Raw genomic sequence first — 26,637 nt, 5'->3', positions numbered from 1 at the left:
TTTTTAAAGTAATTTTTTAAGAATATATTCCTCCGTTTATATTAATGATTTCACCGGTAATGTAGCTTGCTTTTTTTGAAATTAAAAAACTCACTAAATCTGCTACTTCCTCGGCTTCGCCAAAACGATTAACCGGAATTAGTTTTAGTAATTCTTTTTCATCTAACTGGCTTGTCATATCCGTTCTGATAAAACCCGGTGCAACTGCATTTACGGTAATATTACGTTTGGCAACTTCCTGAGCCAGCGCTTTTGTAGCCGCAACGATTGCGCCTTTTGCAGCTGAATAATTGGTTTGCCCTGCGGTTCCTTTTACTCCGGAAACCGAAACAATATTTACAATTCGGCCATATTTATTGCGCAGCATTTTTTGCATGAAAAACTGTGTCACATTAAAAAATCCGTTTACACTTGTATTTACAACTCCGCTCCAGTCTTCAGGTGTCATCCACATAAACAGACCGTCTTTTGTAATTCCGGCATTGTTTACAATTGCTTCAACAATTGCTTCAGGATTGGCGTCCTGCCACTGTGTTAAAGTTTTTTGTACGTCTTCAAAATTCGAAACATCAAAACCTAAAATTTCTCCGGTTGCTCCTAATTTTTGTATTTCCTGAAGCGTTTCTTCCGCTGCAGTTTTGTTAGAATGGTAATTAATCAGAATATGATAGCTGGCTTCAACGGCTAATTTTTTACAAATAGCACTTCCAATTCCTCTTGAACCACCCGTTACTAATACACACTTCATATTATAAAAATAGTTTTTTATTATTTTTGAAAGAGTTCAGCATTATCAAACCATTGGTTACCTAATACAGTACCATCCGGTTTAAGAAATCCCCATTTCTTTTCATTTTTTACTCTTGCAACACCATTAATAAATCCTTTTTCCTGATCTGAAAACAGCGAAAGGACAAAACCATTAGAGGTAATACCATATTGAGTTGGAATTACTATTTTTCCTTTTTCATTGATAAAACCCCAGTTGCTTTCTTTAATTGGAGCCAAACCGTTTGAGCTGAAAGTTTCAGCATCGCTATAGGTTGGCGGAATTATAAATTCTCCTTTTAAATTAATATAACCCCATTTTGAACCAACAAGAACGGGCGCAAGGTTTTTTGAAAAAGCTTTTGCTTTATCATATATTGGAAGAATAGCCCAGTTTCCTTTTAAATCAATAAAACCAATTTTTCCGTTTTTTCTCGCATAGGTTAAATCCTGTGTTCCAAAATCCCAGATTTTATCAGCTCCGTCAACAGGAATAAATTTTCCTGCCGCTACTAATCCAAAACTTTCTCCTTTTTTTGCCCAGGTTGTCGCTTTGTAGTAATTACCAATTTCCTGATAAGCAATCTCTACAACAATTTTTCCGGCTGTATTGATGATTCCCCAATTATCATTGTTTTTTACTTTTGCAAAACCATTTTCAAAAGGTTTGATTACATCGTATTTTGGCTCTAAAACAACGGTCATTTTCGGATTCATTAATCCAATTTTGTTTCCTTGTTTTATGAATGCCACACCATTTTCAAAATCAAATAGTTTTTCAGAAGCAGGCGCAGTCAAAACCTCTCCTTTAGTATTTATGTATACCCATTTTTTATCTTTGGATACCACACAAATTCCGCTTCCGAAATATTTTACATTATCAAATGTAGCCGGAATTACCAACGTGCCTTTCATGTCTATAAAACCCCATTTCCCATTATCTTCTACAGCGGCAAGGCCTTCGGAGAAATTTTTGGCATTCTTGTATTTTGGTTCTATACGAAATGTTCCTTCTTTAGTAAGGTATCCGTATTTACCGTCCTTTTTAACTAAGGCCAGTTCCTGAACAGGAGTTTGACTATTAGCAAATTGAATAAACAATAACAACAAAAAAAGAAATGATTTTTTCATAGCTTAAGATTCAGATTAATAATTGGTGTTGATTTTAATTATTTATAAGGTGATCTTTTACTTGTTGAACAAAAGGATACATTACCTGATCTTCTTTAAATACCGGGATGATTTTTCTAATATCATCGTACCATTTTCTGGTAACTGACGAAATTTTATCTTTTTGTTCTAAATAATCGATTGCCTGAACAATTGTGATCATTTCAATACTTAATACTTCAAATGCATTTTCGATTACTTTCGCTGTAATCACTGCTGCATTTGTTCCCATACTTACAATATCTTGATTATCGTTGTTGTTTGGGATACTATGTACGTACATTGGATTAGATAACATTTGGCTTTCTGCAGTTGTAGAAGTAGCAGTAAACTGAACTCCCTGCATTCCGAAATTGAATCCTAAAGTTCCTAAATTTACGAATGGAGGTAGAAGTTCGTTGATTTTTGAATTCAGTAAATAATTCAATTGACGTTCTGCCAACATGGTTAATTTGGTAATAACGATTTTCAATTTATCCATTTCAAGCGAAATATAATCGCCGTGGAAATTACCTCCGTGATAAACGTGTTGGTTTTTTACGTCGATAATTGGGTTGTCATTCGCCGAGTTAAATTCGTCTTCAAGAATAGAAGCAACATTATTTATTGTTTCTAAAACCGGACCTAAAATTTGAGGTACACAACGTAAAGAATAATACTCCTGAACTTTTTCTTTAAAAATTTCTTCGGTATTTTCACCTGAATATAAATGGTCTTCTCTTTTACGGATCAAAGTACTGTCTGAAAGATTGGCTCTCATTTTTGAAGCAACTTCCTGTTGACCTTTATGACGTTTTGTTTGATTTAATTCTTCTGAGAAATGGTCATCATAAGCCTGAACCAATTCATTGATGGCACAAGAACATTTTAAAGACCAGTCTAATAGTTTATTAGCATAATGTACATTTACAACTCCAATTCCGGTCATTACAGATGTTCCGTTTATTAAAGCCAGACCTTCTCTAATTTCTACCTGAATAGGTTTTAAACCTTCGATTTCAAAAACTTCCTGAGTTGGTCTTCTGTCTCCTTTGTAAAAAACTTCGCCTTCACCAATTAAATTCAAAGCTAAATGCGATAATTGTACCAAGTCACCACTTGCTCCAACACCACCGTGTTCAAAAATTAAAGGAGTGATGTCTCTGTTAATAAATTCTGACATTAAGTGAATTACTGAAGGGTGAACTCCGGAATTTCCTAAAGAAAGTGTATTTAAACGAGCCAAAATTGCTGCTTTTGCACAAACCGGACTTAAAGGCTTTCCTGTTCCTGAAGAGTGGCTTCTGATTAAGTTATACTGTAATTGAATCTGATCAGATTCTTTAATTCGATATTGCGCCATTGGCCCAAACCCGGTATTTACACCATAGATTACTTTATTCCCGGAAAATTCTTTTAGGAAATTAAAGCTTTCATTTACTCGATTTAATACAAGATCGCTCACAACAACCTTGTTGTTTCCAAATATTATGGATTCGAATTCTTTTAAGCTTAGATATTCATTAATTGTGTTCATTAAATTGTTTTTGGTTCGTGCTAATTTAATTTTATTTATCAAAATAAATGTAGTTATTTTGAAATGGCAAATGTAAGTTAATAATTGATAACATTTTTATTATGACAAAAGAGATTGTTGATGTTTTAGTGATAGGTGCAGGACCTTCAGGATGTGTTTCTGCTTCGTATCTTCATAAGAACAATATTAAGATAAAAGTTGTAGAGAAAACAAAATTTCCGAGACTTGTAGTGGGCGAAAGTCTTATTCCTCGTGTGATGGACCATTTCGCTGAAGCGGAACTTTTTGAAAGTCTTGATGTGATGAATTTCGAAAAAAAATTAGGGGCACGTTTTATTCGCGGAGAAGAAATTTGTGTTTTTGATTTTAGTCAAAAATTTGGAGAAGGATGGGATTGGACATGGCAAGTGCCGAGAGCTGACTTTGACAACACAATGGCACAGGAGGTTATTCGTAAAGGAATTGATTTAGAATTTGAAACTGAAGTATTAGAAGTTTCTTTTGAAGGGAAAAATTCTAAAACGATTGTAAAGGATAAAGACGGGAATTTAAAAGAAATTCACGCTAAATTTATTATTGATTCTAGCGGATACGGTCGTGTTTTACCAAGACTTTTAGATCTTGATACACCATCAAAATTAGATCCTCACTCTTCGATATTTGCACACGTAAAAGACATCAACAGACCGGAAGGCGTAGAAGGAACCATGATTTCTTTTGATATTTTAGAAACAGAAGTTTGGTTATGGGTAATTCCGTTCTCAAACGGAAACACAAGCTTAGGAGTTGTTGGACCAACGGATTTTATCAATTCGCTTTCTGAAAATAAAGATAATGCTGAGGCTCTGAGAAATGCGATTCAGCTTTCTGATTATTATATTAAAAGATTTAAAGGAACGGAGTTTTTGTTTGAGCCGGTAAAACTGGAGAATTATTCAAGATCGGTTAAAAAAATGTACGGAGATGGTTTTGCCTTAACAGGAAACAGCTCTGAATTTTTAGATCCTGTATTTTCATCAGGAGTTGCTTTTGCTACAGAATCTGGAATGTTAGCTGCAAAATTATATATTAAGGAATCGCAAGGAATTGATGTAGACTGGGAAACTGAATTTACAAGTTATATGAAAAGAGGAATTTCTGTTTTTACCACTTACGTGAAAGAATGGTACACCGGAAATTTACAAACCTTATTTTTTCACCAACCTGAAAACCCTGAAGTGAAAGAAAAAATTTGCTCGGTTTTAGCAGGTTATGTTTGGAACGAAGAAAATCCTTTCGTTAAAAAGCATGATAACGTGATTAAGAATATGGCGTATCTTATTAATAGTGAAAAAGAAAATGCTGCAAAATAATCGAGTATTATTTTATGAGATAAAAAAAGAGGATGCTGATTAGTATCCTCTTTTGTAAAAGAAAACCCTGATACAAATCAGGGTTTTTATTTTTATATAAATCTTATTTGTAAGCTTTCTTTAAAAGTAATTTACCAAGAGATTTACCAGTTTTAGCATATCCTTCACCAATTCTGGTTTCGTTGCTAAAATTGCTTCCGTATTGATCTCCAGGAGCTTCTTCACTTGAAATTTCTAATAATACATTTGATTTGTTAGCAGTTTCAACAAATTTTAGGTTTGTTGTTACTTTTGCTGCTTGTTTCATCATCGCAATATCCCAACCTGGATAAATCCAAACTGTTTGTACAATTAAAGTATAAGGAGTTGTTAAACCTTCCTGAAAGTTAACATCTTTTTTTTCCTTGTTTAAAACGACATTAACCAATTCTAAAAACTTAGGATTCCAGGACAATTCTTTAGCAGCAGCCCATTTTTTGCTCCATGCAGTTCCATTTCCTTTTGTTTTTTCATTCAATTCAGCAGTTCTTTGTTCTACATACTGAGCTTCAGTTTTTTTATCTTTTAAAACTGTAAACGAGCTGTAATCAAATTCTACGTTAATTTCTTTTTGATCTTTTAAAAAATCAAAATTTCCTTTTACAACTTCCATGTCCTGAGCAAATGCAGCTCCAGACATCAACAATAATGATAGTACTAGTTTTTTCATAAAAAGTGTTAAATATTTAGATTTCAAATGTAAATATTATTTTATTAAAAACTATTTTCTACTGTATTATTTATGTGTAAAATATGAAATTATTTTAACATAAATATTTGCTCCATAAGAACCCATTTTTCTCCGGATTTTGCCCAGGGTAATGCTTGTTGAAATTTCCACATTAAGGTTTCCCATTCCTGAACTTTAGCGTTTTGAGCATCTGATTCTGATTTTTTTTCTAACGAAAAATCTGAATCTGCTTCTATAATCATAAACAATCTGTTGCCGGTACAATAAATATCAAGTACCGTTATGCCTGCATTCTTTATACTCTCTATAACCTCCGGCCAAACTTTTTCATGCAATGATTTATATTCTGCAATTAGAGCGGGATCATCTTTTAAATCTAAGGCTAAACAAAATTTTTGTGCTGACATATATATAGGTGTAAGAATAGTAAAATTAAATAATTGATGTAAGAAAAAAAAAGACTGTCGTTTATAGACAGTCTTTTTTTTTCAAAAAATAATATAGTAAAAAATTATACTACCAGAATTTTACATACAAAGCCACAATAATCAATAATGTGATTACGATTAAAACTGTAGTTTGTGGTTTTACTTTAAACATTTCAGAGTCGATTTCGAATGCTTTAGGATTTACTTTTGGTCCAGCAAAACTAATTACAATCATAGCCAGCATTGTAAAGAAAAATGATAATCCCATACAGATATGGAAAGGAATTTCGAAAGCGCCTTTTCCGTTAGGATAAGCCGTATATAATAAGGTTTCGTTTCCAAATAACATTGGAGCATATTCGTTGAATAATACTGATAAAACAAATCCTAAAATTACACCAACAATAGCTGCGGTTCCTGTAGTTCTTTTCCAGAACATACCAAGGAAGAACATGGCAAAAACTCCAGGGCTAATAAATCCTGTGTATTTTTGGATGTATGTAAATCCACCAACACCGCCAATTCCTAAAATATCATTCCAAGTAAATAAAACCGCCAAAAGCATTGCAGCAAAAACGGCAATTCGACCAATGTTTACTTGTTGTTTTTCACCCGCTTCTTTCTGGATGTATTTTTTATGAATATCTAATGTATAAATTGTAGAAATACTGTTTACTTTTCCGGCTAAAGAGGCTACAATCGCAGCAGTTAAAGCCGCAACAGAAAGTCCTTTTAAACCTGTTGGCAAGAATGTTAAAACCGCAGAATAAGCTCCATCTTTACCTCCAACTAATTGTGGTAAATGTCCGTTTTGGTATAAAACGTAAGCTGCTATTCCTGGTAACATTACGATTAATGGCATTAATAATTTTAGCATACCGGCAAATAAAATACCTGTACGGGCTGTTTGTAAATCAGCACCAAGAGCCCTTTGCGTAATGTATTGGTTACAACCCCAATAGTTTAAGTTGATGATCCAGATACCGGCCAGGTATGACATTAACCCAGGGAAAGTTAAATACTTATCAATATCAAGTTGAGATGATGTTGCTGTTGGTTTTGGAATAATCATTTTAAAATGCTCCGGAGCTTCTCTCATTAAAACTTTGAAACCTGCAATAGCATTTTCGCCAACCCCAAAATATTGACCAACCGTTGTAAGTGCAATATAAGATGTTACAAGACCTCCAATAATTAAAACGGCAACCTGAATAACGTCTGTATAAGCCACAACTTTCATTCCTCCAAGAGAAATCAGCAAAGCAAATAATGCCAGCCCGACCATAATAACATGAAGATATTCTCCTCCTGCAAGTCCGTTGATAGCAACAGCTCCTAAATATAAAATAGAAGTTAAGTTTACAAAAACATATAAAAACAACCAGAAAACTGCCATAATCAAAGCAGTCGACTCATTATAACGTGTTTTTAAAAATTGTGGCATCGTGTAAATCTTATTTTTAAGATATACAGGAATAAACCACACAGCAACAATAATTAAGGCAACAGCTGCCAACCATTCATAAGCTGCCACGGCAATTCCTAAAAAGAAACCTTCACCGCTCATTCCTATAAATTGTTCTGCAGAAATATTAGAAGCAATTAATGATGCTCCAATAGCCCACCAGGTTAAGTTTCCTTCAGCTAAGAAGTAGGCTTTAGCATCTTGTTCATCTTTTTTACGTTTGTGGTAGATCGTAAAACCGTAGGATGCGACTACGATAAAGTAGATAATAAAAACCGCATAATCTGCGAGAGCAAGGTTCTGGTTCATTGTTAGTATTTTAAAAAATTAGTAAAGGGTGATTGTTTGTTTTTTTTAAAAGTTAAAACTTATTTTATTTTTCGGTTATGAATGTTCAACCTGACTTTTTTCTTTGCTTTTATAATGCACGTCTGATAATTCTCTTAAAATTTCGGCACTTTTTTCAGGAGTAATATCACGTTGCGATTCCGCTAACATTTCGTAACCAACCATGAATTTTTTAACGCTGGCAGAACGCAATAATGGCGGATAAAAATGCATGTGAAAATGCCATTCCGGATGTTCAAATCCATCTGTTGGTGCCTGATGAATTCCTGACGAATACGGAAAAGAAGTGTTGAATAAATTATCGTATTTTGATGTCAGTTGTTTTAAGATCGTAGCATAAGCAATCGTTTCATCAGCAGTAAGATCTGTGATTTTACCAAATGCTCTTTTGCTTATAATCATGGTTTCATACGGCCAGATTGCCCAAAAAGGAACCAAAGCTACAAAATGATCATTCTCGATAACAATGCGTTCTCCGGATCTTAATTCTGCTTTTAGGTAATCTTCAAGAAGCGTTTTGTGGTTTTTATCGAAATACGCTTTCAAGCTTTTATGCGTTTTTTCAACCTGCGTTGGCAATGATGACTGCGCCCAGATTTGTCCGTGCGGATGCGGGTTGCTGCATCCCATAACACTTCCTTTATTTTCAAAAATCTGAACGTAATTAATATATTTAATATCTCCTAAATCAGTATATTCTGCTTGCCAGGTTTTAATGATATTTTCAATTTCGGCAATACTCATTTCAGGCAGAGTAAGATCGTGTCTTGGTGAAAAACAAACGACTCTTGAAATTCCGCGCTCAGGCTGCGCTTTAAAAAAGGTATGTTTAATATCTTCCTCAAAAATAATTTCGTCTTGTTTCATGGCGGCAAAATCATTTTCAAAAACAAAGCTGTCTTTGTAGTCAGGATTATTGACTCCGTTTGCACGTACATTTCCGGGACATAAATAACAAGTTGAATCGTATTTTGGCAATGTCTCCGTTAAAACAGTTTCGTTTTGCCCTTGCCAGGGACGTTTTGAGCGATGAGGTGAAACTAAAACCCATTCATTTATTAATGGATTAAAGCGTCTGTGCGGATCTTCGTTAATGTCGAAATTTTTCATTGTAGTTGCTGTGGTATTAAAGTAGTGTTGTTCCGTTTGCGATTTTTACATCGTAGAATTTTAGTTCGATACCAAATATATTTAAATAAAGATTTGAAAACTTATTTTTCACCTCATTTTCGTGACCTTTTTTAATTAAATTTATGGTACAACCGCCAAAACCACCTCCCATTAATCGTGAACCAACTATCGCATCGTCATCTTTTGCAGTAGCTACAAGCATATCAAGCTCCTCACAACTCACTGCATATTCCTTCGACAAACCATCATGAGTTTCAAAAAGCAATTGTCCTAAAAGTTCTATATTTCCGTTATCTAAAGCCTCACATGCTTTTGTTACACGGGCAATTTCTTTTACTACAAAATGAACTCTTTTAAAAACCGTTTCATTCATTTTATCCTTAAGGCTCAAAATTTGCGCTTCGGTACAATCCCTAAAACTTTTTATTTCAGGAAAATTATTTTTTATAATTGATAAACCTTCTTCACATTCAATTCTTCTCGTATTATATTCTGATGTAAAAAGAGAATGCTTAACATTACTGTCAAATAAAACCAAAGAGTAATCTTTGAAGTTGGCATCGTGATATTCAAATTCCAGCGTATTACAATCTAATTTTATTACCTTGTTTTCAAGACCGTGAACGCTCGAAAACTGGTCCATTATGCCACAATTAATACCAACCCAGTGTTCTGCTTTTTGACCCATTAAAGCAATATCTACCTTATTGATTGTAAGATTAAAAAGTTCTTTTATGCCGAAAAGCATTCCGCACTCTAAAGCCGCAGAAGACGATAATCCGGATCCAACGGGAATATTACTGCTAAAAACACAATTAAAACCTTCAAAAGAAAATCCTTTATCCTGCAATTGTTTAATTACACCCAGAATATAATTTGTCCAGACAACATCGCTTAATTTAATTTCTTTCGTTAAATCAACCTCAAATTCTTCATTCAAATCAATGGCAATTACTTTAGATTTTGAAGTATTATTTTTTTCGAATGCAAAAACAATAACCTTGTCTATTGCAGCCGGTAAAACATAACCATCATTATAATCGATATGTTCGCCAATAATATTAATTCTTCCTGGAGAAAGCACCACTTTTTGAGGCGCTGATCCAAAAGATTTTTCAAAAAAAGCAGTTGTATTTTGTATTAAAATGTCATTCATTGGATGATAAATAGAGTGTTATTTTTAGCTTATTTTTTGAAATTGATAAACAGTTTTTTGTTGATATTCATCTCCTTTTTTCAAAACTGAATTTGGAAAATGAGAATGATTTGGCGCATCAGGAAAATTTTGTGTTTCAAAACAAATTCCGCTTGACGTATGATAATTTGCGTTTTCTTTTCCTTTTAAAGTATCAAAACAATTTCCTCCCACATATACATGCACGCTTGGCTGATCTGTGTAAACGTTCATTTGCAAATTGTTTTTTTTGCTGAATAATTGCGCTGCAATTTCATTTTTAGCTTCAATCACAAATGAATTATCAATTACCGGAGGACAATTTTTTGGAGTTCTAAAATCGAAAGCATGATTAGAAAGATTCGTAAAATTTCCTGATGGAATATTATCTGAATTCGTTTCTAAAATCTGATCAGAATTTACAAACATTTCCTGATCAAGAACCGTCGACTCATGACCGTTGAGGTTAAAATAACTATGATGCGTCAGGCTTATAACCGTATCTTCGGTTGTTGTTGCTTTATATTCTAATTGTAATTCGTTTGCTTCTGTTAAAGTATAAGTTAAATCAACCGTTAATTCTCCCGGAAAATTTTCGTCTAAATTTTCACTTACCAAACGAAAAGTTATCGATGGACTTTTTTCATTTGTACTATTCACAACAGACCAGACTTTTCTTCCAAAGCCAAAATTTCCTCCGTGTAAAGTATTTCCATTATTGTTTCCAACAAGTTGAAAAGTTTTTTCATTTAAAGTAAAAATTCCTTTGTTGATTCTTCCCGCATATCGTCCAACAGTGGTTCCAAAATAAGGTGCACTTGGCAAACTATAGGATTGTAAATAAGAATCTAAAGTATCAAAACCTAAAACAACATCTGCCAGTTTTCCATTTTCAAGCGGTACCTGAAGCGAGGTAACAGTTGCACCATAATTGATAATTTGAACTTTCATTCCATTTTCATTTGATAATTCGAAAGAATAAATCTTCTCATCATTAGGCATGAAACCAAACAATTTACTTTCAGAAATATCTATTAAATGCGATATGTGTTTTAATTCCATCAAAATTTTAGTAAAAATGAAATTCAAAAATAGAAACAATTTAAAATTTTACATACCAGTACCTACCAGTTTTTGCTATATTGCATAAAAATTTGCATTTTTATGAATTTGATATCCATCCAAAACAATCTTGGTTTACCAAAATATAAACAGATAATTCTTTCAATTGAAAAGGCAATTGAGGAGGAACAGTTGGTAAAAGGCGACAGGCTTCCGTCTGTAAATAAAGTTTGCTTGGCTTTTTCTTTGTCTCGCGATACCGTTTTGCAAAGCTATGACGAACTTAAAAAAAGAGGAATTATTTATGCTATTCCCGGCAAAGGCTATTACGTGAAAAGCGTTGAAACCACTATAAAACAAAAGATTTTTTTACTTTTTGATGAGTTGAATATTTTTAAGGAAGACATTTATAATTCGTTTTTAAAAAACATCGGAAAAAATGTTCAGGTTGATATATTCTTCCATCATTTTAACGTTCCCGTTTTTCAAAAGCTAATAAATGACAGTAACGGAAATTACACGAAATATATCATTATGCCCACCAACTTAATCGATATCGCTAATTCTATAAAAACCCTACCAGTAGGTGATGTAATTATACTGGACCAAACTAATGCAGACTTAAAAATGTATCCTGCCATTTATCAAAATCACCAAAAAGATATTTTTGAAGGTTTGCAAAAAGGAAAATCAAAATTGAATAAATACAAAAAGCTGATTTTAATTTTTCCCGGATTCAGAGAACCACTTGGAATGAAAATTGGATTTGAAGATTTCTGTAAAGAATATCATTTTGAATACGAAATCATAACCGAGTTCACCAACAGAGAAATTACAGTAGGCGACCTTTACATTATTCCAAACGACAGAGATTTAGTTCGTGTAATTGAAAATGCCAGAAATCAGAACCTGAAATTAGGCAACGATTTTGGAATTATCTCTTATAATGAAACGCCGCTAAAAAAAATTGCTGCAAACGGAATAACTACAATTTCAACCCATTTTGAAGCCATGGGAAAAATTTTAGCCGAAATGGTTCTGAAAGGAAAAAAGGAACAAATTGAAAATAAGTCTTCACTAATTATGCGAAACTCATTATAACCTTAAAAACGGGTTTTTGTCTGTTTTATGATTTTATCACAATCGATTGCAATTATGTTTATTAAATCATCATAATTTTAATTAAAAAAATAAATTAAATATTTCTTGTTTTAATGAAATTATTTTACATACATTTGTAAATGTAAATTTCACACTTATTTTTTAGCATTGGTAATGTGAAATTTATACAAAGTAATTTGTTAGTTTTTTAATAGTAGTTTTATTGAAGGAAAAACCCTGAGAGTTTGTAGCTTTCAGGGTTTGTTTTTTTATGTAGTTTAATTGGCGTGAAACTTTTTAAAGATTCAGTACAAAATCGTTGAGTAATTTTTCTTCGTATTTTTCTTTATTAAAAGTATATAAATAAGATCCTTTTCGGGAAGATTGCATGTCTTTTTCTTCGAGTTTATTTAAAATTTCCAAAGAATTTATCTTGCTGATAAAATTTCGTTTATCCAATTCTTTACTCAAAATAGCTTCATACAATTCCAGTAATTGACGCATGGTGAATTTTTCCGGCAACAATTCAAAACCTATTGGTTTTATCGAAGTTCTGTAACGTAATCTTTTAATGGCATTTTTCACCATTTCATTATGGTCAAAAATTAAGTTTGGAGCCTCTGAAATAGGAAACCATTCGGCATGGTAATTTTTAATAAGCTCCGTATTGTGATTTTCAATATTAATTAAAGCATAATACGAAACCGAAATGGTTCTTTCAACAGGGTCACGATCAATTTCGCTGTACGCATATAATTGCTCCATATAAATGTCGTGTAAACCTGTATAGGTATTCAGGATTCTAATGGCAGCATTATCTAATATTTCGTCACGTTTTAAAAATCCGCCAATCAAAGACCATTTCCCCTTTTCAGGTTCAAAGTCCCTTTGAATTAGAAGTATTTTCAATCCCTGGCTGTCAAATCCAAAAATGATACAATCCACTGCTAATAAGACCTTATCGGCAGAGCTATAACTGTTTAGCATATTCAATAATTTATTGGTAAATATATAAACTTCTCAACAGGTTTCATAATTTATTAATGTAGGTTTTACACTTAAATTAAATAATTTTCTATTATACGGGCTAAATAAAGACATTATTATTATTTAATAATTAAAAACAGTGCTTTTTAGTTATAATTTCACAATTTGTTTGCGAAATGTATTTTTATTTATTCTTTTTTTTAGTATTAATTTGTTTTTAAGGTTTTATTTTAGCTAATTTTACAAATGTACAATAAACACTTATGTGAGTTTGATACGGTATTAAAATTAAGAGCTTTACGCTTTAATTATTTGTAAAATATTGCAAAACAAGATAATATGAAAAAAATACTTTTAATTGGATTTCTTACAGCGATATCTTCTCAGGTTAATTTTGCTCAAAACCGAACTACAGTAATTACTATTGCTAATAAAGCAGATGCTCCAATAATAAATAAAAACATTTATGGTCATTTTGCTGAGCATTTAGGTCGATCTATTTACGGTGGATTTTTTGTGGGAGATACTTCCAAAATTCCAAATACAAACGGAGTTAGAAACGATATTATTCAAGCTTTGAAAGACTTGAAAATTCCAAACTTAAGATGGCCTGGCGGTTGTTTTGCCGATACCTATCATTGGAAAGATGGAATTGGACCAAAAGAACAGCGACCAACAATTGTAAACAAATGGTGGGGCGGCGTTACAGAAGATAACAGTTTTGGGACACATGATTTTCTAAATATGTGCGAATTACTTGGCGCTGAACCGTATCTATCCGGAAATGTTGGGAGCGGAACCGTTCAGGAATTAGCAGATTGGGTTCAGTATACCAACTTTAGCGGTAGAAGTCCGATGAGCGATTTGCGCAAAAAGAATGGCAGGACAGAGCCGTGGAAAGTGAAGTTTTGGGGAATTGGAAATGAAGCCTGGGGTTGTGGAGGAAATATGACAGCAGAATATTATGCTGGAGAATATCGCAAGTTTGCCACATTTATGTCAGACTGGGAAAATACCGGTGGTTATACCCGCATTGCTTCAGGATCTAATAGTGCGGATTATAATTGGACAGAAGTTTTAATGAAAAATATTCCTCTTAACATGCTAGGCGGAGTTGGTGTGCATCATTATGCAGTAATCGATTGGAACAAAAAAGGAGATGCAGTTGATTATACAGAAGAGCAATACTTTAAAACCATGAAGCAAGCGTTGAAAATGGAGGAACTCGTTACAAAGCATAGCGCGGTAATGGACAAGTACGATCCTGAGAAAAAAGTTCCCATTATGGTTGATGAATGGGGCGCTTGGTATGATGTCGAAAAAGGAACAAACGGAGGTTTTTTATACCAGCAAAATACAATGAGAGATGCTGTTTTAGCGGGCTCAACATTAAATATATTTAACAATCACGCTGACAGAGTTCGTATGGCCAATTTAGCACAATGTGTCAATGTTTTACAAGCCGTAATCCTGACAGATAAGGCAAAAATGATTACTACCCCAACTTATCATGTAATGAAAATGTACAACGTACATCAGGATGCTAAATTATTGCCAATAAGTTTTAATTCGCCAAACTATACTTATAACGGAGAAACACTTCCTGCGGTATCGGCATCGGCTTCAAAAGATAAAAGCGGTCTGATTCATATTTCATTGGTAAATATCGATTCAAAAAATAAAAACAAAGTAGAGATAGATGTAAAAGAACTGGGAGTTAAAAACTTTACAGGAACTATTTTGAGAGCAGGAAAACTGCAGGATTACAATTCGTTTGAAACTCCAAACAAAATTGTACCAACAGTTTTTAAGGATTTTGAAAATAAAAAAGGAAAATTAGAAATTACGATTCCGCCTTTTTCGGTATTAGTTTTAGAAGGAAAATAGAAAGCTAAAAATAGGGTTTTAAGAATTAAATGAAGTAATCGCAAAGAAATAAATGTAAAATTAACCTTTGTTTTTTGATTTGTTCTTAAATCCTTGTTTTGATGCATTATCTATAAAAATAAACTGTGTCATTTTTGTTAAGTGTTTTTTGTACACTTATAAGTTAATTATATTTATATTTGTCGTCATTAAAAATTATTTGGAATGAAAAATTACGTTATTGGGTTAGACTACGGAACAGATTCTGTTCGAGCGGTGCTGATAGATACTGAAAATGGGCAGGAATTAGCATCAAATGTTTCTCATTACAAAAGATGGAAAAACAAACAATATTGCGATGCATCGATAAATCAATTTCGTCAGCATCCTTTAGATCATATCGAAGGGCTGGAAATTACGATTCAAACCGTTATAAAAGAAAGCAAAGTTGATCATTCTTTAGTAAAAGGCATTTGCATCGATACAACCGGATCTTCTCCTGTTCCTGTAACGAAAGACGGAATTCCGTTAGCCTTGACAAAAGGTTTTGAAGAAAATCCGAATGCGATGATGGTTTTGTGGAAAGATCATACTTCAATCAATGAAGCAAACGAAATCAACGAACTGGCAGTAAGCTGGGGCGGAGAAAACGTAACTAAATATGTAGGCGGAATTTATTCATCAGAATGGTTTTGGGCAAAAATCCTGCACATCGCCAGAGAAGATGAAGCCGTTCGAAACGCAGCGCACACCTGGATGGAGCACTGCGATTTAATGACGTATTTATTAATTGAAGATAAAGATTTAAAAACCTTCAAAAGAAGCCGTTGCGCCGCAGGACACAAAGCCATGTGGCACGAAGACTGGAACGGTTTGCCTCCGGTTGAATTTTTAGAAAAACTACATCCCTATTTAGCAACGCTTCGCGGAAACTTATATGATGAAACGTATACGTCTGATTTAGTTGCCGGAAATTTAAGCAAAGAATGGGCAGAGCGTTTACGACTTTCAACAGAAACAGTTGTAGCTGTTGGAACTTTTGATGCACATTCTGGAGCTGTTGGAGCAAAAATTGGAGAAAATACTTTAGTGCGCGTTATGGGAACTTCAACCTGCGATATTCTAGTTGGTTCGTATGATGAAGTTGGAACAAAAACCGTTCGCGGAATCTGCGGACAAGTTGATGGTTCAGTTATTCCGGGCTTTATTGGTCTTGAAGCCGGACAATCTGCTTTTGGAGATTTATTGGCTTGGTACAAAGAATTATTGCTTTGGCCGACAGATCATTTATTAACAGCTTCAACAATTTTAAATGACGCTCAAAAAGAACAATTAAGAGAAGAATTCAGCGATAAATTAATTGTGGAATTGACAAAAGAAGCCGAGAAAATTCCGGTTTCAGAAAGTCTTCCAATTGCATTAGACTGGATTAACGGAAGAAGAACTCCAGATGCGAATCAGGAATTAAAAAGTGCGATTTCAAACCTTTCTTTAGGAACAAAAGCACCACATATTTTTAAAGCTTTAGTAAACGCAATCTGTTTCGGGGCGAAGAAAATCGTCGATCGTTTTGAAGAAGAAGGCGTAAAAATCGACAGCGTTATCGGAATTGGCGGCGTTGCCCGAAAATCTCCTTTTATCATGCAGACTTTGGCCAATGTTTTAAACAAGCCAATTAAAATTGCAGCTTCAGATCAGACTCCAGCTTTGGGCGCAGCAATTTACGCAGCCGTTGCAGCCGGAATTTATTCAAACGTAATCGAAGCAAGTCAAAAAATCGGAAGTGATTTTGACGGAGAATATTTTCCTCAATTAGATAAAGTTGCAGCGTATAACAAACTGCTTATCGCTTACGATCAATTAAGCGCTTACGAAGATCCAACTATTAAAATTTCGCAACATGAGTTCTCCATATAAAGATTTAAAACAAGAATGTTACGAAGCCAACATGCAGTTGAATGCATTGAATTTGGTAGTGTACACTTTTGGAAACGTTAGTGCCGTTGACAGAGAAAATGGCGTTTTTGCCATTAAACCAAGCGGCGTTCCGTACGAAGATTTAAAACCGGAAGATATTGTAATTGTCGATTTTGATAATAACATTATTGAAGGAACAATGCGTCCGTCATCAGACACTAAAACGCATGCTTATTTATATAAAAACTGGCCAAATATTGGAGGTGTTGCGCATACACATGCAACGTATTCTGTGGCTTGGGCGCAATCGCAACGTGACATTCCAATTTTCGGAACCACACACGCCGATCATTTAACGTCTGATATTCCGTGCGCTCCGCCAATGGCGGATTCCCTTATCGAAGGAAACTACGAACACAATACCGGAATCCAGATTCTAGATTGTTTCAAAGAAAAAAATCTTTCATACGAAGAAGTAGAAATGGTTTTGATAGGAAATCACGGTCCGTTTGCCTGGGGGAAAAATGCAGCAAAAGCAGTTTATAACAGCAAGGTTTTAGAAGTAATTGCCGAAATGGCCTATTTGACTTTACAAATAAATCCAAATGCACCAAGATTAAAAGATTCCTTAATAAAGAAACATTACAACCGCAAACACGGAAAAGACTCGTATTACGGACAATAGAAAGTTTGTTTCAGGTTTCAGGTTTTTTTTAGTTTCAAGTTTTTGGAACGTGAAACTTGAAACCTGAAACAAAAAATAACAAAAAAATTTATAACAAAGATTTTCCGCATTTCAGAACTTGAAACCTGAAACAAAGAAAACCTGAAACAAATAAAAAATGATAGATATCTCTCAAAAAGAAGTTTGGTTTGTAGTAGGAAGCCAGGAATTATACGGTGAAGAAACACTTAGAAAAGTAGCGGAGCATTCGCAGATAATTGCAAAAGGATTAGACGCTTCGTCGAGTATTCCTGTAAAAGTGGTTTACAAAGATGTCGTAAAATCTCCATCTCAAATATTAGATGTTTGTTTAGCGGCGAATTCTGCTAAAAACTGTATCGGAATTATTGCCTGGATGCATACTTTCTCTCCGGCAAAAATGTGGATTGGCGGTTTGAACATTTTGAAAAAACCATTATGCCATTTACATACACAATACAACGCTGAAATTCCGTGGGGATCTATCGATATGGATTTCATGAACTTGAATCAATCCGCACACGGAGATCGTGAATTTGGATTCATCATGTCGAGAATGCGTAAAAAACGTAAAGTAGTTGTTGGACATTGGGAAGACGAAAGAGTTCAGAAAAAACTAGGCATCTGGACAAGAGTTGTTTTAGGATGGGATGAACTTCAAAACCTAAAAGTAGCCCGTATTGGAGATAATATGCGTGAAGTTGCAGTAACAGAAGGTGATAAAGTAGAAGCGCAGATTCGTTTTGGCGTTTCGGTAAACGGATACGATTCGTCTGATGTAACTAAATATATTGAGAAGGTAACAGACAAAGAACTAAACGATTTATTAGCCGTTTACGAACAATCTTATACTTTAACCGATTCTTTAAAAGAAGGCGGAGCGCAAAGAAGTTCTTTAGCAGAAGCAGCAAAAATTGAATTAGGTTTAAGAGCATTCCTTGAAGAAGGAGGTTTTGGCGCCTTTACAGATACGTTTGAAAACCTAGGAGTTTGGAAACAATTACCGGGAATCGCAACACAAAGATTAATGGCCGATGGTTACGGTTTTGGAGGAGAAGGCGACTGGAAAACCGCTGCAATGGTAAGAGCTTTAAAAGTAATGAATATTGGTTTGGAGGGCGGAACATCTTTCATGGAAGATTACACCTATCATTTCACACCACAAAAATCATATGTTTTAGGATCGCACATGTTAGAAATTTGTCCTTCTATTGCTGATGGAAAACCTTCTTGCGAAGTGCATCCGTTAGGAATTGGTGGAAAAGAAGATCCTGCTCGTTTGGTGTTTAATTCACCAGCCGGAGATGCAATCAACGTTTCTTTGGTAGATATGGGAACTCGTTTCCGTTTGATAGTTAACGAAGTAGAAGCTATTAAACCAATGGCTGAATTACCAAAATTACCAGTTGCAAGAGTTTTATGGGATTGTAAACCAAATCTTGAGATAGCTGCAACGGCTTGGATTCTTGCTGGTGGAGCGCATCATACCGTTTACAGCCAATCGCTTACAACAGAATATATGGAAGATTTTGCAGATATTGCTGGAATCGAATTATTGGTTATTGATGAAAAAACAACAGTTAGAGACTTTAAGGATAAGATTAATGCTAATGAGGCATATTATCATTTGTTTCAACATGGATTGTAATCTGAGGTACTAAGGTTCTAAGTTGCTAAGATTCTAAGTTTTTGCTACTTTTAACTTCTAACATTTAACCAATTAAAAAATCATTTATGAATGTATTAAAACGTTGCGTTTTTGGAATTACGCTAATAAGTTTGGCGACACTTTCAGTTCAATGTAAAAGCGATAAAAAAGCTGATGCCGAAGCAATTTCTTCAGATGAAAAAGCGGCGGTTACAATCGAAAAATCTTCTTATGGAACAACTGCTAAAGGAGAAAAAGTCGATAGCTATAAATTGAAAAACCAAAATGGGATGGAAGTCGACATCATCACTTTTGGTGGAAGAATTACAGATCTAAAAGTTCCAAATAAAAAAGGTGTTTCTGAAAATGTAGTGATCGGTTATAATTCTTTGGCACAATATGAAAAAGAAAATCCATTCTTCGGAGCTTTGATTGGAAGATACGGAAACCGAATTGCAAAAGGAAAATTTACTTTGGATGAAAAGGAATATCAGTTGGCAATAAATAATGCGCCAAATGCTTTACACGGTGGTCCGCAAGGATATTTTAATGTGGTTTGGAAAGCCGATGAGGTAAAATCGGGAAATACAGCTTCTTTAAAATTATCGTATTTGAGTAAAGATATGGAAGAAGGTTATCCAGGAAATTTAAAGGTTTTTGTAACCTATACTTTGACAAATGACAATCAGTTAGAAGTGCTTTACGAAGCAACAACAGATAAAAAAACAGTGGTGAATTTAACGCAGCATTCTTATTTCAATTTATCGGGAGATTTTTCAAAAACAATCTTAGATCATGAATTAACTTTGAATGCAGATAAATTAGTTCCGGTTGACGCGACATTAATTCCAACAGGGAAATTAGAAGATGTTGCCAATACACCTTTCGATTTCAGTAAACCAAAATTAATTGGGAAAGATATCGCGGTTAAAAACGAACAATTAGAAAGAGGAAAAGGTTACGACCATTGCTGGGTGTTGAAAAATCCAGAAAAAGGAAAAACAATTATTGCAAAAGTATATCACGCTGTAAGCGGACGAGTTTTAGAAATGACCACAGATGAACCTGGAATTCAGTTTTACTCCGGAAATTTTCTTGACGGAACGTTACCAACTCGCGATGGTAAAAAATATGCACACAGAACCGGACTTTGCCTGGAAACAGAACATTATCCGGATTCTCCAAACCAGAAAAATTTCCCAACAACGGTTTTAAACCCGGGAGAAAATTATAAAACCAAAACTACTTTTAAATTTTCTGTACAGAAATAGTTTTAGGATTTATTTTAATTAGTTAGTAATTCTCTAAGAAACCTCGAAAGTTATGCTTTCGAGGTTTTTTTATGGAGCTGATAAAATTTTTTGCCACGAATTAAACTAATTTACACAAATCAGGACGGTTAATTTTAATTAGTGAAAATTCGTGAAATTCGTGGCAGAAAAAACTTTGCGACTCTGCGACTTTGCGTGATTAATTCATTTCTGCTGATAAAAACACTTAATTTAGCTTTAGCAAAAAACTAAAATGAAACATCTATTCACAGCAAAGCTAAATTGGGCTTCGAAGAAAACCCCTGTAGATTTAACAAAAAAGCTTTACAGCAAAAGCCATCAAATTCAAATTGAAGGAAAACCTATTTTAGATATTTCAGCTGCAAAAGCCTTTAAAGGCGATCCTGAATTATATAATCCTGAAGATTTACTTTTAAGTAGTCTAGTTTCCTGCCACATGATGTCGTATTTATATGTATGCTCTCAAAACGGAATAGAAGTTTTGGAATATTTAGACAATGCTGAAGCGAAGCTAGAAGTTTCTGAAGATGGAAGCGGACGTTTTGTTGAGGTAGTATTAAATCCTAAAGTAAAAATTTCGAATTCAGATCAAATTCAATTGGCTTTAACTTTACATGAAAAAGCAAATCAATTATGTTTTATTGCTAATTCATGCAATTTTCCTGTTTTACATAATGCGAGTTGTGAGGTTTGAACCATATAAGCTATATAAGTAAAATATAAAGTTGCATAATAAAACATCAGCTATTGAAATGTTTATAATTGCTTATATATTGAAAAATAAATTTATAAACCAAAAAACATTTTTCGTTAAAAAGAGAATTTCTACTATTAGCGATTGTATGTCGAAATTAAAGAACTAAATAGAGAGTGTTTTAAACAATTTTTGGAAGATTATTATAAATTGTTTGTACTGAGATAATTCTTAAATTAAATAATTGTTTGGTATGACAGAAAAGAAACATAATAAGATATATTTGCAAATGAAAGTGCCGTTCAGTAGCCAATTTATTCCTTTATGATAACCTTTGAGTTTTTATATTATGCTTTTTAATTCATTAAATTTTGCAATATTTTTGCTTTTTACGTTTATACTCTATTGGTTTATTGGAAGAAAATCTTTAAAATTTCAGAATATCCTACTTTTAATTGCAAGTTATTTTTTTTATTCTTGTTGGGATTGGCGGTTTTTATTCTTACTTGTTTTTTCGACTTTATTAGACTATTATACAGGAATTAAAATGTCGGAAGCGAAAAGTCAAACTAATAAGAAATTTTGGTTTTGGTTAAGTATAGCTGTAAATCTTGGATTTCTCGGTGTTTTTAAATATTATAACTTTTTTGCCAGTTCTTTTGCCAATGCAATTTCAAACTTAGGATTTTCTACAAGTCCGTGGTTTTTAAATGTGATTTTGCCTGTCGGAATTTCCTTTTACACTTTTCACGGATTATCTTATGTAATTGATATATACAAAGACCGAATTAAACCCGAGAAGAATTTTGTAGATTATTCCGTGTTTGTAAGTTTCTTTCCATTGCTAGTTGCGGGGCCAATTGAACGTGCAACACATCTTTTGCCACAAATAAAAAAAGAAAGAAATTTTGACTACTCAAATGCAGTTGATGGATTGAAACAGATTTTATGGGGATTATTTAAAAAAGTAGTAATTGCTGACCAATGCGCAGGATATGCTAATATAATATTCAATAATTCGACAGAATACTCAGGAAGCACACTTCTTGTCGGAGCAATATTTTTTACATTTCAAATTTATGGTGATTTTTCAGGTTACTCCGATATTGCAATAGGTACTGCCAGACTTTTCGGGATTGACTTATTAAGGAACTTTGCGTTTCCTTATTTCTCAAGAGATATAGCTGAATTTTGGAGGCGTTGGCACATATCTTTGTCAAATTGGTTTAGAGATTACTTATACATACCCTTAGGAGGAAGTAAAGGTGGGATCTGGATGAAAGTTAGAAACATTTTTATAATATTTCTTGTAAGCGGTTTTTGGCATGGAGCAAATTGGACATTCATTGTCTGGGGTCTACTAAACGCTTTATATATTATACCTTCTATAATTTTTAATACCAATAGAGCTAACCTTGACATTGTGGCTCAGGGTAAATATTTCCCCACTATTAAAGAATTAGTCTCAATGTTTTTCACTTTTAGTTTAACTGTCCTTGCATGGATTTTTTTTAGAGCAGAAAATTTATCGCATGGTTGGAATATAATCACTAAAATATTTTCGAAAAGCTTATTCGTATATCCGATGTATGATAAGAATGATTCTGTTAAACCCTTAATGCTATTGATGATTATTTTTATTGCAATAGAATGGTTTGGTAGAGAACAACAATATGCAATTGCAAAATTAGGAATAGGATTGCCTAAAGTTTTAAGATGGGGATTTTATTACGCTATTATAATTGCAATATTTTACTTTGCCGGTACAGAACAAAAATTCATTTATTTTCAATTCTAAACATGAAAAAATTTATAAGACAAGTGGTGTTTTTTTTAGCTCCAATAGTTATAACAGCATATTTTGTTGATGTTTTTATATCAAAAAACTTAAAAAAGTCGAATTCATATGCGGCAGGAGAATATTCAATCTGGAATGATGTAATTGATGGAAAAATTAATTCAGACATTGTTATATATGGAAGTTCCAGGGCTTGGGTACAGATTAATCCTACAATGCTATTTAATGAATTAAATTTGTCAACATATAATTTAGGTATAGATGGGCATAACTTTTGGTTACAATATCTTAGACATTCATTATTAATTGAAAACAATGTTAGGCCTAAATTAATTATACATTCTGTTGATGTATTTACTTTATTGAAAAAAAAAGATTTGTATAATTTTGAGCAATTTCTTCCATATATGCTTTGGAATGATAAAATTAAAGATAAAACAATAAGTTATAATGGTTTTGATTTAATTGATTATGAAATTCCTTTAATCAGATACTTTAAAAGTCGAGAGGCTAAAAAAATTGCTTTCTCGATGGCTAAAATTAGTAAGGATAAAGAAGTAAGGATTAAAGGATATCAGGCACAAGATTATAAATGGAATTCGGATTTTGATGAGGCAAAAAAGAAAATGAAGAATTATGATATAAAATTGGATAATGCGTCAATACTTTTGTTTGATAAATATTTAAAAGAATGTCAGTACAAAAACATAAAGATTATTTTAGTTTATACTCCTGAATATATAGAAGGACAGAAATTTGTTAGAAATAGAGATAGTATAATATCGTTGTACAGAAATTTTAGTAAAAAATATAATATTCCGTTTTACGATTATTCGAATGATTCCATATCATTTAAAAAAAAATATTTTTACAATGCAGAACATCTTAATAAAACGGGTTCAGAATTGTTTACGCAAAAGTTAATAGATACATTAAAAAACACAAAACTATTGAAATCTATGATTTAGGATTTTTAAATGTAAATTATTTTTTAGTAGTAATAATATGTTTATTGTAACATAAACTTACCTGTTCGCATAATTCGAGTTGTGCAGTTTAAGCCAATATTTAAAATATAACGTTGCGTTATAAACATAAGTTATTAAATGCACTTACATGGCTTAAAATAAACGTATTAACCAAAAAAACCTCTTCCGTTAAGAAGAGGTTTTTGTACCCGGAGCCGGAGTCGAACCGGCACGGTTTCCCACAGGTGTTTGAGACCAGCGCGTCTACCAATTCCGCCATCCGGGCTTAGCAGACGAAAAAATAATTAATAAATCAACTATTTTAACGCAATAGAATAAGTGATTATGTTACCATAAACGTGCTTATTCCTTTAACACGGTGCAAATGTAAAAAATAAAATTAAATGTTCTACTAAAAAACTTAAATATTTCCTTTCAGTCTCCAATAAATTTTCTAAATTTGCACCTCGTTAAAACGAAGCGCACACAACTAACTACAAAACAACAAATTATAATGTCGCACCTAGAACCAGAAGCTAAAATTTTTGCTTGTTCACAAAGTGTTTACCTTGCAGAGAAAATTGCGGAACAATACGGAATCCCGCTAGGCAAAGTAACGATGTCAACGTATAGTGATGGAGAATTTCAACCATCTTACGAAGAGTCAATCAGAGGATTACGTGTTTTTATCGTGTGCTCTACTTTTCCAACTGCGGATAATTTGATGGAATTGTTACTAATGATTGATGCAGCAAAACGCGCATCTGCAAGACATATTACAGCTGTAATGCCTTATTTTGGTTGGGCAAGACAAGATAGAAAAGACAAACCAAGAGTTCCGATTGGAGCGAAATTAGTAGCTAATTTATTAGATGCTGCCGGAGCAACAAGAGTTATGACAATGGATTTGCACGCAGATCAAATTCAGGGGTTTTTCGAAAAACCGGTAGATCATTTATTTGCATCTACAATCTTTTTACCATACGTAGAAAGTTTAAAATTAGACAATTTAACTATTGCATCTCCTGATATGGGAGGTTCAAAAAGAGCATACGCTTACTCTAAGTTTCTTGAATCAGATGTAGTAATCTGTTACAAACAAAGAAAAGCAGCCAACGTTATCGACACTATGGAATTGATTGGTGAAGTTAAAGGTCGTAACGTAATATTGGTAGACGACATGATTGATACTGGTGGAACATTAGCGAAAGCAGCAGATTTAATGATCGAAAAAGGAGCATTAAGTGTTAGAGCAATTTGTACACACGCCATTTTATCAGGTGATGCATACGAAAAAATCGAAAACTCAAAATTAAGCGAGTTAATAGTTACCGATTCTATTCCGTTAAAGAAAGAATCAAAGAAAATCAGAGTAGTGAGTTGTGCACCTCTTTTTGCTGAAGTTATGCACATGGTGCACCACAACAATTCCATCAGTGGAAAATTTATAATGTAGAAAGCAATAAGCTGTAAGCAATTGTTACTCATTAGAAAAAGCCTAAAGCCTAGTGCCTAAAGCTTAATGCAAATTAGAATATTTATTAATAACTATATTTTTTTTACAATGAAATCGATTACAATTAAAGGATCAGAAAGAGAAAGCGTGGGCAAAGTGTCAACTAAAGCCTTACGTAATGCTGGAGCGGTTCCTTGCGTGTTATACGGAGGAAATCAAGCAGTACACTTCTCAGCAGACGCTGCAGCGTTCAAAAACTTGGTTTACACTCCAAACGCACACACAGTTGTGATTGAGCTTGGAAAAGGAAAATCATTTAATGCAATTTTGCAAGACATTCAGGTTCACCCAGTATCTGACAAAATTTTACACATTGACTTCTTTCAATTATTTGATGACAAAGAAATAACTATGGAAGTTCCGGTAAAAGTTGTTGGTACATCAAAAGGTGTTCTTGCAGGTGGTGTTTTACGTTTAAACACTCGTAAATTAAAAGTTAAAGCTTTACCTAAAAATCTTCCTGATTTTGTTGAAGCTGACATTACTCCACTTGAAATGGGTAACAAATTATATGTTACTAAAGTTGGTACACCAGACTACAAAGTTATGCACCCAGAGAACACTGTTGTTGCTCAGGTAAGAATTTCTCGTGCTGCTATGAAAGCTGCTCAAGAAGCTGCAAAAGCTGCAAAAGCTCCTGCAAAAGGAAAGAAAAAATAATTTTTTTTTCAAAATCAATACAAAAAGCATCAATCGAAAGATTGGTGCTTTTTTTTTTGCTTTTAAAGGTTCTGAGTTGCTAAGATACTGAGGTTCTAAGAGTGAAAGTTTTCTAGTCTGTCAGACTGAGCGAAGTCGAAGTCCTTTGTTGACTTTTCGGTTGTTTTTTTTTCGAAGCAGAAAATTTTCGGTTTTTTCAAGACCCAACGCTCCTGCCATCCGCTATATCTTTTCCTTGCTAAAGGAGCAAGAAAAAGGATACCGCTGCTGTCAGGGCTAGCAAGAAGTTTTGTTTTTATAAGGAAAGGGATCAAAGATTCAGAGCGACAAAGTTGCAAAGGTT

At 33.5% G+C, this 26,637-nt stretch carries 22 protein-coding genes and 1 tRNA gene; 12 read left to right on the top strand and 11 right to left on the bottom strand.

Annotated elements, in window-relative coordinates:
- Positions 1 to 16 precede the first annotated feature (16 nt).
- From fabG to EV143_RS01125, 3 genes are read right to left on the bottom strand one after another with little or no spacing between them, the layout of a single operon-like run.
- Positions 17 to 748: a 3-oxoacyl-ACP reductase FabG gene (gene fabG, locus EV143_RS01135; RefSeq protein WP_133506153.1), complete on the bottom strand. Its 732-nt coding sequence runs from the start codon at positions 746 to 748 to the stop codon at positions 17 to 19.
- A gap of 20 nt (positions 749 to 768) precedes the next feature.
- A complete protein-coding gene (locus EV143_RS01130; RefSeq protein WP_133506152.1) occupies positions 769 to 1,899 on the bottom strand; it encodes a WG repeat-containing protein in 1,131 nt (376 codons plus the stop codon).
- A gap of 34 nt (positions 1,900 to 1,933) precedes the next feature.
- Positions 1,934 to 3,454, bottom strand: coding sequence for an HAL/PAL/TAL family ammonia-lyase (locus EV143_RS01125; RefSeq protein ID WP_133506150.1), 1,521 nt, complete (start codon positions 3,452 to 3,454; stop codon positions 1,934 to 1,936).
- 101 nt (positions 3,455 to 3,555) lie between these two features.
- Between EV143_RS01125 and EV143_RS01120 the strand changes: the two genes are divergently transcribed.
- Positions 3,556 to 4,806, top strand: a complete 1,251-nt coding sequence (locus EV143_RS01120; RefSeq protein ID WP_133506148.1) for an NAD(P)/FAD-dependent oxidoreductase — start codon at positions 3,556 to 3,558, stop codon at positions 4,804 to 4,806.
- Between the two features lie 103 nt (positions 4,807 to 4,909).
- Here EV143_RS01120 and EV143_RS01115 read toward each other — a convergent pair whose 3' ends face one another.
- The 6 genes from EV143_RS01115 to EV143_RS01090 all read right to left on the bottom strand — a co-directional run bounded on the left by EV143_RS01115 (position 4,910) and on the right by EV143_RS01090 (position 11,144).
- Positions 4,910 to 5,515, bottom strand: coding sequence for a hypothetical protein (locus tag EV143_RS01115; protein WP_133506147.1), 606 nt, complete (start codon positions 5,513 to 5,515; stop codon positions 4,910 to 4,912).
- Between the two features lie 89 nt (positions 5,516 to 5,604).
- On the bottom strand, positions 5,605 to 5,943 hold the full coding sequence (locus EV143_RS01110; RefSeq protein ID WP_133506145.1) for an L-rhamnose mutarotase: 339 nt from the start codon (positions 5,941 to 5,943) through the stop codon (positions 5,605 to 5,607).
- 109 nt (positions 5,944 to 6,052) lie between these two features.
- Positions 6,053 to 7,738 (bottom strand): sodium/sugar symporter, encoded by a 1,686-nt coding sequence (locus EV143_RS01105; protein ID WP_133506143.1) that lies wholly within the window; start codon positions 7,736 to 7,738, stop codon positions 6,053 to 6,055.
- A 75-nt stretch (positions 7,739 to 7,813) separates the two neighbouring features.
- Positions 7,814 to 8,887 (bottom strand): UDP-glucose--hexose-1-phosphate uridylyltransferase, encoded by a 1,074-nt coding sequence (locus EV143_RS01100; RefSeq protein WP_133506141.1) that lies wholly within the window; start codon positions 8,885 to 8,887, stop codon positions 7,814 to 7,816.
- A gap of 16 nt (positions 8,888 to 8,903) precedes the next feature.
- Entirely contained in the window at positions 8,904 to 10,064 is a 1,161-nt protein-coding gene (galK, locus tag EV143_RS01095) for a galactokinase (RefSeq protein ID WP_133506140.1), read from the bottom strand.
- Positions 10,065 to 10,088: 24 nt separating this feature from the next.
- A complete protein-coding gene (locus EV143_RS01090) occupies positions 10,089 to 11,144 on the bottom strand; it encodes an aldose epimerase family protein (protein WP_133506138.1) in 1,056 nt (351 codons plus the stop codon).
- Between the two features lie 102 nt (positions 11,145 to 11,246).
- Between EV143_RS01090 and EV143_RS01085 the strand changes: the two genes are divergently transcribed.
- Entirely contained in the window at positions 11,247 to 12,245 is a 999-nt protein-coding gene (locus EV143_RS01085) for a GntR family transcriptional regulator (RefSeq protein WP_133506136.1), read from the top strand.
- Between the two features lie 297 nt (positions 12,246 to 12,542).
- On the opposite strand, the gene EV143_RS01080 is transcribed toward EV143_RS01085, so the two are convergent.
- Positions 12,543 to 13,232: an NUDIX hydrolase gene (locus tag EV143_RS01080; RefSeq protein WP_133506134.1), complete on the bottom strand. Its 690-nt coding sequence runs from the start codon at positions 13,230 to 13,232 to the stop codon at positions 12,543 to 12,545.
- A gap of 339 nt (positions 13,233 to 13,571) precedes the next feature.
- Here EV143_RS01080 and EV143_RS01075 point away from each other — a divergent pair, with 339 nt between their 5' ends.
- The 8 genes from EV143_RS01075 to EV143_RS01040 all read left to right on the top strand — a co-directional run bounded on the left by EV143_RS01075 (position 13,572) and on the right by EV143_RS01040 (position 24,118).
- Positions 13,572 to 15,119 carry an alpha-N-arabinofuranosidase gene (locus EV143_RS01075; protein WP_133506132.1) on the top strand — a complete coding sequence of 516 codons (1,548 nt, stop codon included), beginning with the start codon at positions 13,572 to 13,574 and terminating at the stop codon, positions 15,117 to 15,119.
- 204 nt (positions 15,120 to 15,323) lie between these two features.
- Positions 15,324 to 17,015, top strand: coding sequence for a ribulokinase (locus EV143_RS01070; RefSeq protein ID WP_133506131.1), 1,692 nt, complete (start codon positions 15,324 to 15,326; stop codon positions 17,013 to 17,015).
- On the top strand, positions 16,999 to 17,700 hold the full coding sequence (locus tag EV143_RS01065; protein ID WP_133506129.1) for an L-ribulose-5-phosphate 4-epimerase: 702 nt from the start codon (positions 16,999 to 17,001) through the stop codon (positions 17,698 to 17,700). Before EV143_RS01070 ends, EV143_RS01065 begins: the two co-directional genes overlap by 17 nt.
- Positions 17,701 to 17,857: 157 nt before the next feature.
- Entirely contained in the window at positions 17,858 to 19,366 is a 1,509-nt protein-coding gene (araA, locus tag EV143_RS01060; RefSeq protein ID WP_133506127.1) for an L-arabinose isomerase, read from the top strand.
- Between the two features lie 86 nt (positions 19,367 to 19,452).
- Complete coding sequence (locus EV143_RS01055) at positions 19,453 to 20,637, top strand: aldose epimerase family protein (protein WP_133506125.1); 1,185 nt, start codon at positions 19,453 to 19,455, stop codon at positions 20,635 to 20,637.
- 253 nt (positions 20,638 to 20,890) lie between these two features.
- Positions 20,891 to 21,352, top strand: coding sequence for an OsmC family protein (locus EV143_RS01050; RefSeq protein WP_133506123.1), 462 nt, complete (start codon positions 20,891 to 20,893; stop codon positions 21,350 to 21,352).
- Between the two features lie 349 nt (positions 21,353 to 21,701).
- On the top strand, positions 21,702 to 23,150 hold the full coding sequence (locus tag EV143_RS01045; protein WP_133506121.1) for an MBOAT family O-acyltransferase: 1,449 nt from the start codon (positions 21,702 to 21,704) through the stop codon (positions 23,148 to 23,150).
- A gap of 2 nt (positions 23,151 to 23,152) precedes the next feature.
- The gene (locus EV143_RS01040; protein WP_133506119.1) at positions 23,153 to 24,118 is read left to right on the top strand and encodes a hypothetical protein; all 966 of its coding nucleotides are present in this window, start codon (positions 23,153 to 23,155) and stop codon (positions 24,116 to 24,118) included.
- Between the two features lie 206 nt (positions 24,119 to 24,324).
- Here the strand turns inward: EV143_RS01040 and EV143_RS01035 are convergent.
- A tRNA-Leu gene (locus tag EV143_RS01035) sits at positions 24,325 to 24,404 on the bottom strand.
- A 228-nt stretch (positions 24,405 to 24,632) separates the two neighbouring features.
- On the opposite strand from EV143_RS01035, the gene EV143_RS01030 reads away from it, so the two are divergent.
- Both EV143_RS01030 and EV143_RS01025 read left to right on the top strand, forming a co-directional pair.
- The gene (locus EV143_RS01030; protein ID WP_029271464.1) at positions 24,633 to 25,574 is read left to right on the top strand and encodes a ribose-phosphate pyrophosphokinase; all 942 of its coding nucleotides are present in this window, start codon (positions 24,633 to 24,635) and stop codon (positions 25,572 to 25,574) included.
- Between the two features lie 108 nt (positions 25,575 to 25,682).
- Positions 25,683 to 26,294: a 50S ribosomal protein L25/general stress protein Ctc gene (locus EV143_RS01025; protein ID WP_065451677.1), complete on the top strand. Its 612-nt coding sequence runs from the start codon at positions 25,683 to 25,685 to the stop codon at positions 26,292 to 26,294.
- Positions 26,295 to 26,637 lie beyond the last annotated feature (343 nt).

It is taken from the genome of Flavobacterium chryseum (genome assembly GCF_004362015.1).
Lineage (GTDB): Bacteria > Bacteroidota > Bacteroidia > Flavobacteriales > Flavobacteriaceae > Flavobacterium.
This window is presented reverse-complemented; position numbering and strand designations above follow the sequence as displayed.

Bases quoted from the DNA above. Each gene is read 5' to 3' on its own strand.
- fabG (WP_133506153.1), bottom strand. From the start codon at position 748: ATGAAGTGTGTATTAGTAACGGGTGGTTCAAGAGGAATTGGAAGTGCT.
- EV143_RS01025 (WP_065451677.1), top strand. From the start codon at position 25,683: ATGAAATCGATTACAATTAAAGGATCAGAAAGAGAAAGCGTGGGCAAA.
- EV143_RS01030 (WP_029271464.1), top strand. From the start codon at position 24,633: ATGTCGCACCTAGAACCAGAAGCTAAAATTTTTGCTTGTTCACAAAGT.
- EV143_RS01120 (WP_133506148.1), top strand. From the start codon at position 3,556: ATGACAAAAGAGATTGTTGATGTTTTAGTGATAGGTGCAGGACCTTCA.
- EV143_RS01065 (WP_133506129.1), top strand. From the start codon at position 16,999: ATGAGTTCTCCATATAAAGATTTAAAACAAGAATGTTACGAAGCCAAC.
- araA (WP_133506127.1), top strand. From the start codon at position 17,858: ATGATAGATATCTCTCAAAAAGAAGTTTGGTTTGTAGTAGGAAGCCAG.
- EV143_RS01070 (WP_133506131.1), top strand. From the start codon at position 15,324: ATGAAAAATTACGTTATTGGGTTAGACTACGGAACAGATTCTGTTCGA.
- EV143_RS01045 (WP_133506121.1), top strand. From the start codon at position 21,702: ATGCTTTTTAATTCATTAAATTTTGCAATATTTTTGCTTTTTACGTTT.
- EV143_RS01085 (WP_133506136.1), top strand. From the start codon at position 11,247: ATGAATTTGATATCCATCCAAAACAATCTTGGTTTACCAAAATATAAA.
- galK (WP_133506140.1), bottom strand. From the start codon at position 10,064: ATGAATGACATTTTAATACAAAATACAACTGCTTTTTTTGAAAAATCT.
- EV143_RS01090 (WP_133506138.1), bottom strand. From the start codon at position 11,144: ATGGAATTAAAACACATATCGCATTTAATAGATATTTCTGAAAGTAAA.
- EV143_RS01040 (WP_133506119.1), top strand. From the start codon at position 23,153: ATGAAAAAATTTATAAGACAAGTGGTGTTTTTTTTAGCTCCAATAGTT.
- EV143_RS01050 (WP_133506123.1), top strand. From the start codon at position 20,891: ATGAAACATCTATTCACAGCAAAGCTAAATTGGGCTTCGAAGAAAACC.
- EV143_RS01075 (WP_133506132.1), top strand. From the start codon at position 13,572: ATGAAAAAAATACTTTTAATTGGATTTCTTACAGCGATATCTTCTCAG.
- EV143_RS01110 (WP_133506145.1), bottom strand. From the start codon at position 5,943: ATGTCAGCACAAAAATTTTGTTTAGCCTTAGATTTAAAAGATGATCCC.
- EV143_RS01130 (WP_133506152.1), bottom strand. From the start codon at position 1,899: ATGAAAAAATCATTTCTTTTTTTGTTGTTATTGTTTATTCAATTTGCT.
- EV143_RS01105 (WP_133506143.1), bottom strand. From the start codon at position 7,738: ATGAACCAGAACCTTGCTCTCGCAGATTATGCGGTTTTTATTATCTAC.
- EV143_RS01100 (WP_133506141.1), bottom strand. From the start codon at position 8,887: ATGAAAAATTTCGACATTAACGAAGATCCGCACAGACGCTTTAATCCA.
- EV143_RS01055 (WP_133506125.1), top strand. From the start codon at position 19,453: ATGAATGTATTAAAACGTTGCGTTTTTGGAATTACGCTAATAAGTTTG.
- EV143_RS01125 (WP_133506150.1), bottom strand. From the start codon at position 3,454: ATGAACACAATTAATGAATATCTAAGCTTAAAAGAATTCGAATCCATA.
- EV143_RS01080 (WP_133506134.1), bottom strand. From the start codon at position 13,232: ATGCTAAACAGTTATAGCTCTGCCGATAAGGTCTTATTAGCAGTGGAT.
- EV143_RS01115 (WP_133506147.1), bottom strand. From the start codon at position 5,515: ATGAAAAAACTAGTACTATCATTATTGTTGATGTCTGGAGCTGCATTT.